Annotated in this window: 12 protein-coding genes; 1 reads left to right on the top strand and 11 read right to left on the bottom strand. The window is 39.8% G+C overall.

Features of this window, described 5'->3' with window-relative positions:
• Window positions 1-11: 11 nt before the first annotated feature.
• A complete protein-coding gene (locus EHS13_RS24980) occupies window positions 12-1,760 on the bottom strand; it encodes a copper amine oxidase N-terminal domain-containing protein (protein WP_155702993.1) in 1,749 nt (582 codons plus the stop codon).
• 118 nt (window positions 1,761-1,878) lie between these two features.
• The gene (asnB, locus tag EHS13_RS24975; protein ID WP_155702992.1) at window positions 1,879-3,723 is read right to left on the bottom strand and encodes an asparagine synthase (glutamine-hydrolyzing); all 1,845 of its coding nucleotides are present in this window, start codon (window positions 3,721-3,723) and stop codon (window positions 1,879-1,881) included.
• A gap of 215 nt (window positions 3,724-3,938) precedes the next feature.
• Between asnB and EHS13_RS24970 the strand changes: the two genes are divergently transcribed.
• Window positions 3,939-5,180 (top strand): S-layer homology domain-containing protein, encoded by a 1,242-nt coding sequence (locus tag EHS13_RS24970; RefSeq protein ID WP_155702991.1) that lies wholly within the window; start codon window positions 3,939-3,941, stop codon window positions 5,178-5,180.
• 71 nt (window positions 5,181-5,251) lie between these two features.
• On the opposite strand, the gene EHS13_RS24965 is transcribed toward EHS13_RS24970, so the two are convergent.
• The 9 genes from EHS13_RS24965 to EHS13_RS24925 form a co-directional block, all read right to left on the bottom strand.
• Window positions 5,252-6,352: a GerAB/ArcD/ProY family transporter gene (locus EHS13_RS24965; RefSeq protein ID WP_155702990.1), complete on the bottom strand. Its 1,101-nt coding sequence runs from the start codon at window positions 6,350-6,352 to the stop codon at window positions 5,252-5,254.
• 165 nt (window positions 6,353-6,517) lie between these two features.
• Complete coding sequence (locus EHS13_RS24960) at window positions 6,518-7,675, bottom strand: Ger(x)C family spore germination protein (RefSeq protein WP_155702989.1); 1,158 nt, start codon at window positions 7,673-7,675, stop codon at window positions 6,518-6,520.
• Window positions 7,662-9,170 (bottom strand): spore germination protein, encoded by a 1,509-nt coding sequence (locus EHS13_RS24955; protein WP_155702988.1) that lies wholly within the window; start codon window positions 9,168-9,170, stop codon window positions 7,662-7,664. The genes EHS13_RS24960 and EHS13_RS24955 overlap by 14 nt, the downstream gene beginning before the upstream one ends.
• The gene (locus EHS13_RS24950) at window positions 9,170-10,279 is read right to left on the bottom strand and encodes a GerAB/ArcD/ProY family transporter (RefSeq protein WP_155702987.1); all 1,110 of its coding nucleotides are present in this window, start codon (window positions 10,277-10,279) and stop codon (window positions 9,170-9,172) included. The genes EHS13_RS24955 and EHS13_RS24950 overlap by 1 nt, the downstream gene beginning before the upstream one ends.
• Window positions 10,279-10,473 carry a hypothetical protein gene (locus tag EHS13_RS24945; protein WP_155702986.1) on the bottom strand — a complete coding sequence of 65 codons (195 nt, stop codon included), beginning with the start codon at window positions 10,471-10,473 and terminating at the stop codon, window positions 10,279-10,281. Before EHS13_RS24945 ends, EHS13_RS24950 begins: the two co-directional genes overlap by 1 nt.
• Before the next feature lie 23 nt (window positions 10,474-10,496).
• A complete protein-coding gene (locus EHS13_RS24940) occupies window positions 10,497-11,705 on the bottom strand; it encodes a Ger(x)C family spore germination protein (protein ID WP_155702985.1) in 1,209 nt (402 codons plus the stop codon).
• The gene (locus EHS13_RS24935) at window positions 11,705-13,255 is read right to left on the bottom strand and encodes a spore germination protein (protein ID WP_155702984.1); all 1,551 of its coding nucleotides are present in this window, start codon (window positions 13,253-13,255) and stop codon (window positions 11,705-11,707) included. The genes EHS13_RS24940 and EHS13_RS24935 overlap by 1 nt, the downstream gene beginning before the upstream one ends.
• 195 nt (window positions 13,256-13,450) lie before the next feature.
• Window positions 13,451-13,840: a retropepsin-like aspartic protease gene (locus EHS13_RS24930; RefSeq protein ID WP_155702983.1), complete on the bottom strand. Its 390-nt coding sequence runs from the start codon at window positions 13,838-13,840 to the stop codon at window positions 13,451-13,453.
• A complete protein-coding gene (locus EHS13_RS24925) occupies window positions 13,830-14,087 on the bottom strand; it encodes a hypothetical protein (protein WP_155702982.1) in 258 nt (85 codons plus the stop codon). Before EHS13_RS24925 ends, EHS13_RS24930 begins: the two co-directional genes overlap by 11 nt.
• Window positions 14,088-14,249: the final 162 nt, after the last annotated feature.

Genomic DNA, 14,249 nt, shown 5'->3' with positions numbered 1-14,249 from the left:
ATAATCTGAAACTAATCTAATGGATAAAAAATTAAATCGATTGGAAAAGCTGAGCCTGCTGGCGGTGTGAATACAAGATCAAAGCTTTCCTCGGTACCGGTTGTACGAGCGAGAATCTGTATGCTTTGAAATGCACTGATAACTCCAGAGGCAGGTGCCATCATGAATTGGCCATTAATTACAAATGGTCCCTTGAAAGGTCCGCCTTTGGCTATTAGCATGACTGCCATTTTGCGAGGTTTGTCAGAATGTATGGTATAGATTGTCCCATAATTGCCCATATCATCGACTTCCATTTGGCGTTGAACATCATAGCCTCTAACATAAGCATCTTCCTTACCATCACCAATGGATAGGCGAGAAGGCTCTCTAAATGTGCTTAAATCAACATCCCAACGTTTATCTGCACTTGGAAAGGTTCCACGTAGATGCCCATCAAACTCTAGGTATTTGGTGGTATCGAATGGACTGACAGGCAATGAGCTAGCTAAGCTAGCTACAAAAGCAACCTGCAGCTGTCCATCTGTTTCCACATCATAGAATAGATTGATACCTTGACCGGGATACAAGTCTGGCATTTGTGAGTAGACAGCTGTTTGACCCGGTGCGATAACTAAAGGCGCAACCGTAGGCGTATTATGCATCAAGAAATCCACAGAAGCGACATGACCGATCAAATTAGCGTATACGGATGGAGTTACTTCACCTTTATTAGTTGTTCTTAGTGTAACTGGCTGATCCGTTAAATTTCTCACTTGGATGTTGAAGCGAATTTTATCCTTAGTGCCATTCATATGATCTGCGTATAGTCTCGCTTTTCCGTTAATGTTATCTTGATAGAGAATCCCGGTCTCTTTAAATGTTTCGGGGCTGTCGCTAAGCAGTAGAGTGCGAGAAGGATCTATGGTTACCTCTTTGCTAAGGTAAGGAAGATTCGTAAAATGGTTCCAAACCCAATCCCAATTAGTTTTAAATGCCGTTCCGACTGGCTGATTATATACGGGATATTGTTCTTCTGTTAGCAAAAGAGTGTCCTCAATAATCAAGTTTTTAGTGAAAAGGGCGCTCACATTTCCTTTCTGATCATAGACTCTAAGTGAGATTGGATAGGTGCCTGGTTTGAAAAAAACTTCCTGCTTGCCAATCCATTCGTAGCGTAATCCCTCTGCATCTGGATCGTAGCTTAAATCTACATATTGAATGGTTTCACCAAGACGAAAGCTCGTTTTCCCAAAAGTAAATTTAGCAATAGGTGGAACATTTTTCAATGTATCTACAACAATTACCGGTGTCTTAATCAGATCAAGCGTGAATAGCTTATTCACTGGATTATAAGTCTGGGTGGTTCCCGTTTGCTCGGCAAACCATGCGAGCTCGACCATAAGTCTATCTTTAGAGAGGAAAGCTTTATCTTTAAAAGGGACCATTACGCCATTAATCCCGATTGTTTTTTTATCCAAATAAAATTGCAGCTGTGAATGGGCTGTCTTTAAATCGACACTTTTCAGCTTCGCATTCCAGAATAAAGTTGTTCCCAGATAGCTGGCGATATTCTTGGCAGGAATGAATACTTTGCCGTTTATTAATACAGCGGGTGTGTCTAAGATCTGTGTGTGCTTATTGACCATAACATAGGGACTATCGATCTTGGCTGCGATCTGTGTGGATACATTGGAATCAGCCTTGGTACTGGTTGAAAGCGGTAAGGATAGTAATAATGTGAGGATAAGCAGAATGCAAAATCTTTGTTTCGTGTTCATTTCTTAGATGCTCCTTATTCATGCGTTTTTTTCTATCTGTCTCTTAGACTCCCAATCTATTAAAAAGGTTTCTCAAGAATCGAAAAAAGAAAAAACTGCCGAAGCAGCTTTTCATTTTTTAGAATTTTACGGAAACCTTATAATGCTTTAACCAAGTATGAATTTGGATTAAATAGGCTAAAGCCTGTGGACCAGCCATCAGCTGTCCGAACCAAGGGATAGATTGTTCTTCTGTAGATTCTGCTAGCTGGCGAATATATTTTTGATCAATAAGCGGCAGAAGTGGTGAGGTGGAGTCATCTAAAATTTGCAGCATGCCTTTTTTGACGGAGGCCAAATAATTGGGATTGAAGGTTTTGGGATATGGACTTTTCTTACGGGTGATAATTTCTTCGGGTAGAATGCCCTTTAGTGCTTTTCTTAGAATACCTTTTTCACGATTGCCCGCGTTTTTTATTTCCCAAGGAATATTCCACACATATTCGACCAAACGGTGGTCACAGAATGGAACGCGTACTTCTAAACCAGCAGCCATACTCATTCGGTCCTTGCGGTCAAGCAGTGTAGGCATGAAACGACTGATGTTTAAATAGGACATTTCACGCATTTTGCGCTGCTGCTGATTTTCACCTGCCAAATGAGGCACTTCGGTTAAGGCTTGCCGATATCGTTCCTCTACATATGTCTCTGGTTTAACAAGATCGCGCAGCTCGGGAGAAAGCCATTTCGCACGCTCAGAGGTTGCCTTAGCCCAAGGGAAGGTATCTGCATTCAGTAGATCTTCACGATGGAACCACGGGTAGCCCCCGAAGATTTCATCTGCAGCCTCACCAGAAACAGCGACAGTAGCTGCTTTTTTGATCTCACGGCAGAATAAAAAAAGCGAGCCGTCTACATCGGCCATTCCAGGTAAATCTCTTGCAAAAACTGCGGCTTCAAGTGCTTCGAATAGCTCAGGTGTATCAAATTGGATATCATGATGATCGGTTCCAAGGAATTGCGACATCTTCTGAATCCAAGGGGCGTCAGCATTGGGTTGAAAAGCATTGGATTTAAAATATTTATCATTATCGACATAGTCTACAGAATACGTAGTGAGTTTTCCTTGTCCTTGTTGTTGATAATATGCCGTGGCGAAAGCAGATAGGGCACTTGAATCTAGCCCTCCAGACAATAAGGTACAGACAGGTACATCGGAAACGAGCTGTCGCTCGACAGTATCCTTAAGTAAATCATGTACTTGGGTTGCAGTCGCTTCTTCATCCTCGAGATGGGGCTGACTGACTAAGCTCCAATAGGAATGGGTCCGAACTCCATTGGGGTCTACGATCATCCAATGTCCAGGCTTAAGCTCCGACATATTGCGATAAACACCTACTCCAGGAGTACGAGCGGGACCAACTGCGAAAATTTCGGCTAGGCCAACGGCATCAATTTCTGCTTGAAAGGTGGGATGAGTCAGAATAGCCTTTGGTTCGGAGCCGAATAAAAAGCAGCTATTCTGATTGGAATAGAACAATGGCTTTACTCCGAGGCGATCTCTTGCAAGAAATAAAGACTGCTCGCGGCTATTCCAAGCAGCAAACGCAAAAATGCCGTTGAATCGCTCCACGCAGGAAGGTCCCCACTCGATAAAAGCATTCAAAAGGACTTCCGTATCACAATGGGAAAGAAAGTTATACCCTCTTTGTTGCAGCTCGTTTCGCAGCTCGGGAGCATTATACAATTCCCCGTTATATACAAGCACATAGGAATCATCTCCTTGCTTGCGAATCATGGGCTGAGCGCCATTATCCGGATCAATCACACTTAGGCGGCGGTGTCCTAGTGCACAATGGCTGGAAATCCAATTTCCTGACGCATCGGGTCCACGAGCGGCCATGGTTTCTGTCATATTTTCAAGAATGGAAGGGTGAAGTGTTAAATCTCGTTCCCAATCAATCCATCCCGTAATTCCACACATAGAAAAACATCCTTTCTATAAGAAGTCTTTAATTTTACAAGGTATGCGTTAGCCCGTTATATAATGTCTGTCCGAGGTCAAGTGGTTGTTTGTGGGCATTACTTTTTTGCCTACCCCCCAAAAAGAAAGCCATAGCCCGAAACTTGTGTTATTACGAAAACCTTCGCGAGGTATTCAAGAAACTCAAACTAAAGTGTTGAAGGAGAGATTTGAAAATGAATAAGACAAATATGATGAAGAAATTTATGATAACAGGATTAACTTTTGCAATGGTACTTGGAGGTTCAACAGCAGCATTCGCACATGGTAACGATAAGGATAAGGACAAGGGGAATGAAAAAGCTTCCAAAGAAAAATCCTCACATGAAGATTCAGCTAAAAAAGTTACTGTTAAGGGTAAAGGTAATTTCAAGTTCAGCTTTGATGATATCAAAGGAGCAGATGTGGCTTGGTCAGCTAAGAATATTGCCAGCCTTGCTTCCAAGGAAGTATTCGAGGGTGATGGGTACGGAAATTTCCGCCCAAGGGATAATGTCAAGCGTATTGAAGCCATTACAGCTGCAGTGAGATTACTTGGCCTTAAGGATAAAGCAGAATCTGCTGCAGAGATGGCTACAGTCCTAAACTTTAAAGATGCAGACAAAATTGTTAAAGAATATGCATGGGCCGTTGGTTATGTAGCGGTTGCGGCTGAGAATGATCTTTTTGCAGAAACAGATGCGTCGGTACAGCCTGAAAAAGCTGCTTCACGTTTGTGGGCAACTACGCTTTTAGTTAAAGCACTTAAATTAGATGCAGAAGCAAAAGCGAAAATCAATACAAAGTTAACCTTTAAGGATGCCAAGGAAATCCCAGCAGGATCTGTTGGTTATGTAGCAGTTGCTTTAGAAAAAGGCTTGATCACAGGCTTTGAGGACAATACATTCCGTCCAGATACTTCTGTAACACGTGCTCAATTAGCAGCATTATTGGATCGCACGAATGATCAAATCGTAGGGAACGACGCAGTAAAAGGTGCAGTAACTGCAGTGGTTACCAACAATACGCTTACAATTAAGAATGGTAATGTTGCACAAACTATAGCTTTAGATCCTAATGTGTTTGTTTTCAAAGGCGGGGTTAAAGTAGCAGCTTCAGCTATCGTGGTTGGCGATGAAGTGAAAATTCATTTGTATAACGGAGTAGCTGTTTTTGTAGAAGTTGTAAAAGTTGCACCCGTTGCACCAGTAGACCAAAGCTTCACAGTAAACGGTCTTTACTCGACACATACTTGGAATGCAGATGGAAAGATTAACACGATTACTGTGACCCAGAATATTAATGGTGTTACACAAACTTCAATCTATGCTGTTGCTGCCAATGCAATTATAGAGGGAGATCAAACTAAGCTTGTCTTGAGCCATGAGCTCGAGCTAAAAGGAAACATTGCAACCGTCAATAAAATTAAGATTAAGTAGTTGAGAATTTACAATGCTAACGAGCATTAAAGATAAACTACAATAGGAAGCCTTGCATGCTGTGATGACAGCTAGCGGGGCTTTCTTTCTGTTCGCGGCTTCTTAATAAAAGTAATTAATGCTAGCATGGCAGGCAAGATCAAGGAAACGAATATCGTTAATAACGGTAAAACATTATCATTATACATCGCTAAATCCGTCATATCGGGTTGGCTTTTAAGTCCCATTAACAAGAATAACAGACCAATAGGTAGAATAAACAATTTCATTTGTTTGATCCCAAAAACATTCCCCATGACCAAAGTAAAGACGTGCTGCAATACAATAGTTTCGAATAATGTGAAAACTGTCCATAGTCCAATCATAATAATTTCAATTCTTTCGAGATACTCGCCGAATTTGACTAATTGAATAACTGTGAAAAAAGGAAATGTTGCGGATTGTGTTAAATTTATGCCTAACGATCCAAAAGTTAAATAAATGGAGAGTAATAAATAAAGTAATGTGAAAGACAAGGCAGTAACAGCTGTAATGAATATTTTTTGGGGATTGTCAACTCGATGAAAGATAAAGCCAAAAGCAACACACTTCCCGAAAGGCAAGCCAAAGGCGATCATTCCTCCATAGAGAATGGATGAGAAGGAGCTCTGGAATTGGGGAAGAAAGGGATTGTGCTCGATTTGAGGAAGGATAAAAAAACTTAGCACGGTTATGGCAAAGACAAATAAGGGAAGGACGACTTGAACACTTCGCGCAATAGCAGCCAGTCCAACATACACGGCATAGCTAGTAGTTAGGATAATCAGTAGAATTAAGAGCGAGGTAGGGGTGTTGGGCAAGATGGCTATCGAATAAAAGGAGGATAATGCTCGAAGCGTTAAGCCACCTAATACAAGGAAATAATATAAAAAGATCAGAAGAACTAGTTTGGCCAACCATTTGCCTAGCAACTTTTCACAGGCTTTCATCATGGTTAACCCCGGATACCAGCGCTGAATGTAACATAAAAGCCAGAACATCACAATTGACGCCGTAACAGCAAGTACCTCTGACATCCAAACATCCTGTTTGACTACTTTGGCCTCGAGAAGAAACAAGGTGGCAAATCCAAACAAATAAGTGAAAATTAAATAGCCAAGCTGTCCAGTCGTTATATTCTCTAATTTAGCCATCGAAGCTCCTCACAATCAAACGAAATTTAAAGGTAATTTAATGCGCCTACTATTGACCAACATAGCAGCAGCATAATAATAGCTTCATACTTAAATTGTTTTTTCCATAAATAATAAGAACAGAAAGCCCCATAAAAGAAGGCAGTGATTGAAATGAACAACATGTTACTTAGCTCCTAGGGTTTGGATCATACCCAATTTATCGATTTTTACATTAACATGAAGCTGAATAGGAATTGTAGCGAAAATATTATCCCAATTATCCTTCATCTTATTCCAACCAGATGGATGATACTGAATGAAATAATCGGATATTCCCAAAACATCTATTTTTAAATCCTTTTGAAAATAAGTGATACTTTTTGAAAGAACCATCTCAATGTGCCTAGCAGCCGAATTCTCTAATTGTTGGATGGCTTTCGGGTCGTTGATTTGGAGAGTATGTTCCATTTCAACTAAGTTTACTTTTAAATTTAAATTTATTGTGACTTTAGGGCTTCCCTCTGAATAACTGCTGTATGTTTTTTGTTTGGAAACGTGATACAACAAAGATACCTTTGAGGAGTCAAAATTCATTGTATTGCTAAACTCCAGTTTTTCCCATTGATGATCCTCTGACAGAAGCCGAACGCTTAGAATATCCGCTTTATTTAACCAACCTATAAAACGGCCTTTATTGAAAATCGCTCCTCCGTCCAGACTAAGTGTTTTTCGAGTATGATTGGATGGATCTGTGTTGCTTATTTTACCTGAAACTAGGCCTCGATAAGGATTAGGGTACCAATTCGTAAAGTCCTTAAGCAATAAGTTGATGCTTTTGCCGCGAAACTGTTCATTCCGAATAACTCCCATCAGTTCATTCGTCAGCGAATCGTCTGTTTCCGGCTTCAGCTTTAGTTTATCTGCTGCTTTTCCCTCACTGATCATCATGTAGCTGGTAAGTCGAATTTGACGGATTCTGTCCAAATAATCTAATATTTCATAAAGCGAGTGGCGTGCCGCATCCTCCCCAATGATTAAGAATTTATTATGCTGCCATATCAAGGTTTTACCAGCACGACCGCGCAAATTCTGTGCAGCTTCCATAATAGAATCGCCTGTGGAACTTTCGACCCATTTAGTTAGCTTTCCTGAAGCTTCCAGGCTTGTCGATGAGGGCAGCACACAAAATCCAGTGAAAATATAGGTGTGCTTTTTTATATCATAATCAATCGCTGTAGCCATAACTAACGCAATATCACTAATTTCCGTAATATCAGGAGAACAGCCAGATATCAAAGAAGAAAGTGAGCAAATAATTAACAGCTTTTTAATGTTTATCATACTCCTCCACGTCAATATCCAGATGATAGTTTCCTTGGTTTAATGATTTAATTGTTTTTTTATGATTCGACATGCTTCTTAGCTGAACCGGCAGGAGAATGAACTTTTTGACAGTATTTCTAAAGCTAGTCGAATTAATCGGTTCAAAGAAAGGTACTCCGCAGAACTGTAAGGAGCTTAGATGTAATAGAATGAGGATAAAGCCCAGTGAAATACCGAAGACGCCTGTTGAAGCTGCAAGAAACATCAGAGGGAATCTAAGAATACGGAAAGCAATACCTGTGCTAAAAGAAGGAATGCTGAATGAGGCAATCCCCGTCATAGCCACTACAATAACCATGGGTCGAGAGACAATTCCAGATTGTACAGCAGCTTCTCCAATTATTAATGCCCCAACAATGCTAACAGATTGACCGACGGTGCGTGGAAGTCGAAGACTGGCTTCTCGTAATACTTCAAATGATACCTCCATGAGTAGAGCCTCAACAAAAGTAGGAAAAGGAATTCCAGCTTTGGTGGAAAGAAATGCCAGCATTAACGGGGTAGGAATCATCTCCAGATGAAAAGTAGTCAAGGCGATATATAAGGATGGACCGAACAAAGATACAAACATTGTGATCAAGCGCATTACACGCAAAAAATTGGCAAAATAAAATCGTTCATATAGATCTTCACTTGGATGCATCATTTCGAAAAAGGTAGATGGAGCGACTAAAGCAATCGGTGTTCCATCGATCAGAATGGTTATTTTACCTCTATTCAGTGCTGTAATAATTCGATCCGGTCTTTCGGTATTTAGGATTTGGGGAAAAGGCGAGAAGGTGTTATCTTGAATCCATTCCTCTACCTGAGCACTATCCACTAAAACATCTAAGTCTATTTTCTCAATTCTTTCTTTAACCTCAGTTAATACATCTGGATTAACCTTATTATCCAGATAAAGCAGGATAACTTTAGTTTGACTTTGCCGACCGATTACGTAGGATTTAGCTTTTAAATTCGCTGACTTCATTCTCCGATAAACCATGCCTAAATTTTTCTGTAAATCTTCTGTAAATCCTTCTCGCGGACCCCGTACGTTAAGTTCAAGCATAGGCTCGTCTACTGGACGTGTAACGAACCCTGGCAATGGGATGCCGTATGCTTTCGAATGACCTTCCACAAAAATTAGGATGCCGGCATCAGAAATCAAATTAATTGCAGGCTCCATTAATGGAATAACATGCACAGCTCCCATAGAATAAATCGAATCGATAACAGTAACATCCAACGGGCCTGTATTCTTATCGAGATCTTCGCTTATTTTGCGAATGATTTGCTGATTTAGTCTTTTTTCATCGATGAGGACATTTATGTAAACGAACGCAGCTATAGGGATTTCTTCATTATTACCGAGGTAACGGATCACTAAAAGCTCGTTATCCGAAAAACGGAGCTTAAGTTTCTCAAGATTTGTGACTATTGAGGGGCTAATCGGCACAAACTGATCTTCCATTAAGCAACCTCCTTAGGCTTAATTTTTAACTTGCGAATTTTGGCCACTACCAATAAAACCCCAGGGATGAAAAATCCATGAAACATAGCATAGAGTGGATAAGCACCCGTGATAAACCAAAAGGCCTCGGCTGGATTGTGAAAAACTATCGTGGATAAGGCAATAACGATTAACCCGTAAGGCAGAATAGTGATCCGATAGCTTTTTAAATTAAAAACATAAGCAGTAGCCAGATTAGCTGCATAAAAGCAAAGGCATAGCTTTACAAAAATAGTTATAATCCAGATTCCGCCGACCAGAACCTCTACACGATTAAAAAAGCTGCCAACCTTGATTTCTTTAGCTAAATCAAATACCGAAAACGTGCTTCTTTCTGTGAGGTCTACACCAAGAACTGTTATTGAAACAAGGACAAGCAGAGCAGCAAAAACGGCGGAGCCAATAAAAAAAAGCAAAAAATATTTTTTGATTTTTCCAGGCTGCTTCACAAATGGAGTAAGCATTAAAAATAAAATCATTTCACATTTAGGAAATCCAATAAGAGGATACAAGCCTTTTATAGGCATTTGTATTCCATTTGGGAGGATAGGTAATAATTTTGAGAAATCGATATCTTTTAACAGCAGAATTGTCATTACTAAGAAAAAAAGAACAACCCATGGAAGTAAAATCTCGCTTGCCCGCCCAATCACCTCAAGACCTAAATAAGCTCCATACATAATCGGAATCATAAATATAATATGTACAAATTGTTGAGGGGTCTGAACTAATAAACTGGTTGAGATAAAGTCGCCAAGATTCCTTAACACTAATGCACTGAGGTAAAGGAAATAGGAGATGTAAATGAGACCAATCATTTTCCCGAACCATTTCCCTAGAATTCGCTCACTGTACTGGATGATGGTTTCATTAGGGAATCGCTTCGCTAGAGCAGTCCAAAAAGTAACAATTCCAAAATCCAAACCGATGGCTATGACAAAAGTAATCCAAGCATCTTGTTTGGCAACTGCAACTATAATGGAAGGTATCAGAATAACGGCACTTCCGATTGCAAACATAAACATCATAATACCAAATTGCAAAATTGAAATCTTCCCATTTTCAACCATTAAGAGTCTCCTTTTAACCAAAGAGCAATTGGTTTAACGATGGGTTCCAATAGATTTCCGATGTAAAGGGTTGGAGAGGGAATGGGAATGTTAAGAGCCATACAGAGGAAAAGGATGACGGCTAACAGCATAGTTGAACTAAAAATCATGGTTTCTTTTTTATTAGATTTCATCTTTTTCCATATTGTACGCATGCTTCCACACTCCTCTTACCTGCTCATGAATTTTTTTGATAATAAGATTTGCCCCTGATTCCTTCTCTTCTAATATTTGTTTCCACTTCAACTGTAACCGGGACTTTAGCAAAGATGCCATCCCATTGGTGCTGATTTTTTTTCCAATAAGCTGGATTTTTTTTATTAACAAGATCTGCAAAACCGAAAATGTCCGTCTCCATTTCCTGCACCTTGGTTACAGTGTTCATAATCTGTTTTTTAATTTTCTCATTGAATTGTTTTTGGAGGATCTCAAATGTTTTTTTATCCGAAATATCGAGATCGCTGCATATTATTTCACCTATATTGGCTTCTTGGCGCACATGAATGGAGAAGGAAGGCTGATTATCTTGAAGCTTCACTTTCAATTTAGTGGATGAGTGCATGATTTCGATAGCTATGGTACCTTCTTTCTCGCAGGGTATATGTATAACTGTATTTTTAATTCTATTGTTGATCCATGACAGACCTTTGGATTCACCTGGGGTCATAAATCCCTCCAATTTTTCATGTTTGAAGACGGCCATTCCATTTAGCTTTAAGAGAGTGGTAGGGTTGATTTCTTCAATGTTCTGTTTACTGCCTCCTTGCTTCTTATCACCGACAATTTCGACGCTTCCGGCTACAATTTCTTGCTTGCCAGAATTGATTTGCTGGATTATATCTTTCATAGAAACTTTGTAGGAGGTACCTATCTTTTTTTCAACATTATCTATAGAATCATGTATCTTGGTACCAGGAATCATTTCTACCGGAGTCGTAATTTTTAGAACATCAGCGGCTTTTGCACCTTTGGCTATAACAATATAGAAATCAGTTCGAATAGCGGGATCCCTTTCTATAAAATCAAATAATTGCCGTACTCCTTCCTTCGCTAAGTCCTCTCCGATGACAAGGACTTGGTTGTGTGAGAAATAGAGCGCTCTGGATGTTTTACTGGTCATTTTACGAATAGCCTCTAAAAACGTCGGTCCTGTTTCACTATATGTGGTCACAGCACTGTTACCGCCACCACCGCTTTTACTTGAGCCCAATGAAACCGTTGTTGGATTCACGACTTGAACGGTAACTTTAAGGTTAGCCGAGTCACTTGTATCTAAACCAATTGCAAATACAATCGCAAGCTCATCCAAATAGCGGATATCCCAGCAACCACCCGAAGTGATAGAGAGCATGATAATAATAACGCCTACTGCTATTCTTTTGCCCATTAGGATTCACCACCATTTCTTGGCTTATCACCGGGTGGTTTTTTTGGCTTCTGCTTCTTACCTAATCGGGTCGAATCTTGACTAACAAATTGCGGGCGTTTATTCATAGCCCAGATAGGTGAGCGCAATATGGCATCCTTTTGTTCATTGGCCATAAATGGTGCGAAGGGCTTTAAATAAGGTATGCCAAACGATCTTAAGCTGCATAAATGCAGGACTAGACATATTAAGGCAACTGCAATCCCATACATGCCTAAAGTTCCAGCAAGAATCAAGAAACCAAAACGCAACAAACGTACGGCAATTGCAAGACTAAAAGCAGGGATAACAAAGTTCGTAATAGCAGTAAAAGAAACAATGATGACCATGGCGGGAGAAACAATCCCTGCTTCCACTGCGGATTGACCGATAACTAAGGCACCTACAATGGAAATGGTTTTCCCCACAGCACTTGGCATCCGTATTCCTGCTTCACGAAGAACCTCGAAGACAATTTCCATTAAAAAAGCTTCGACGATTGGGGGAAAAGGAACACCTTCGCGTTGAGCGGCTAAATGCAGTAGTAAGGAGGTTGGAATGATTTCTTGGTGGAATGTAGCGATGGCAACATAAAGTGAAGGCAAGAGTAAAGCAATGAAAAAAGACCCAAAGCGCAGGAGCCGTAGAAAAGTCCCGATATCATAACGTTGATAATAGTCCTCTGCGGATTGCAGGAAGCTGACAAATTCTACAGGGACAAGCAGTACAAAAGGGGTTCCATCCGTAAGTATGGCTATTCTGCCTTCAAGCAATCCTGCAGCTATAGTATCAGGTCTTTCGCTATTGAAAACAGTCGGAAATGGAGTCCATACTTCATCCTGAATCAAGTCCTCAATATATCCAGACTCGAGAATGCCATCAATTTTAATCCGATCCAACCGATCTCTGACTTCTTGAACGATTTTCTCATTGGCAATCCCTTTAATAAACATAATGTCGACCTCGGTTTGGGTAACATCACCGATCACTCTTTGTTCAAGCCAGAGCTTTGGGCTTTTTATTTTCCTGCGGATTAAGGCAGTGTTGGTACGGATAGATTCTGAGAATGCCTCTTTGGGGCCACGAACAACTGATTGTGTGCTGGTTTCAGTGACCCCGCGAGTTTCCCCTCCTTTGGTTGCGGCGGAAATTGCACGATCACAATTGTTAAATAACAGAATGGAACAACCAGATAAAAGATAGATAAATAGTTGATCCCAATCCGAGACTTCCTTGATCTCACCAAAGGTTAATAATTGTTCTGTAACCATTTGGATAATTTGATTGGAGCCGTTATCCATGGCGGTTTGGATTAAAGCTTCATCCTGAAGATTCAATAAGCTTCTCATTAAAGAATTGGAGATAATGTTTTGATCAGACAATCCATCTGTGAAAATAATAGCAGCATCTAGTTTACCACCTAGCTGAAATTCTCGAATGATGACATCCTGGCTATTTCCCAGCTCAGATTTGATCTTGTCTAAATTCATTACTAATTCAGGAGAAAAAGATTTATCCTGACTGGGGGTCATGGTGTATCCTCCAATTTTTTCAGCGTTTTGATTATTTTCCCAACATCAGTGCTTTTTTATTCTGCACATGGAAAAAAGCCTCGAGGATAGGAGGAAAGAGTTTTTGGATTCGAATTATAAGGGAAACTAGCTGATGTATTAGGAGGATCGTGCATTAGGGGAAGTTTGGTATGTATCGAGTCATTTAATTGATTATTAATTGATTATTGCTGGGTAAATGGCTAATTTATTAAGATCAATTATCATATTTGCTGCTATTAATAGATCTAATCCAATAAGTCCATGAATGTCTAAATGTTCATGAAGAGCGCCGATATCTAATTTAAAATTTAGGATCTCAAAATCTCCAAGTTGAACTCTTTGAAACATTTTTCTGTAACTGCTTTCTTCTCCACCGATACCGTACGAATTAACAATTTCATCTGAATTTTCAAAAAATACATCGATTAGAGAAACAATATCTGCTGACAGTAGACTATGTGAAGCCCCAGTATCAATTACTAGCTTATCTATTACGATTGATTTACCTTTATATGTTATCGTAATAGATGTTTGTAATAAACCGTTAATATAATCAATTTTCATGCTGAATGACTCCTCGCAGTCCACGAAGGGATCTTAAATGGATTTTCAAATCCTCATTCGCAGTATGTGAGACAATCAACCCATTTTTGGATTGTAAAAGCTCTTGGGTTGCTTCTTTTGGGTCTTGAATTGCACGTATGAGTGCAACATCGTCAACAAACTTAATATTGTCTTCTGTGTGGAACGATAAAATTTGCATTTGTACATATTGATCTGGATAAATTTTGCGGACTTCTTCCCATTGCATGATTATCACCTCTTCAGAATTACTATTAATTTAATTATATCATAAAGTCATAGACACTCTAAAAATTTAACTCAACAATGTAAATTCTAAATATTTACGAAATCATAAGTCGATATTGAATAAAGAGCAGCAAAAAGAGGTTCAAGCTTGATTGCTTGAGCC

This window comes from Paenibacillus psychroresistens (assembly GCF_009728935.1).
Taxonomy (GTDB): Bacteria; Bacillota; Bacilli; order Paenibacillales; family NBRC-103111; genus Paenibacillus_AC; species Paenibacillus_AC psychroresistens.
This window is presented reverse-complemented; position numbering and strand designations above follow the sequence as displayed.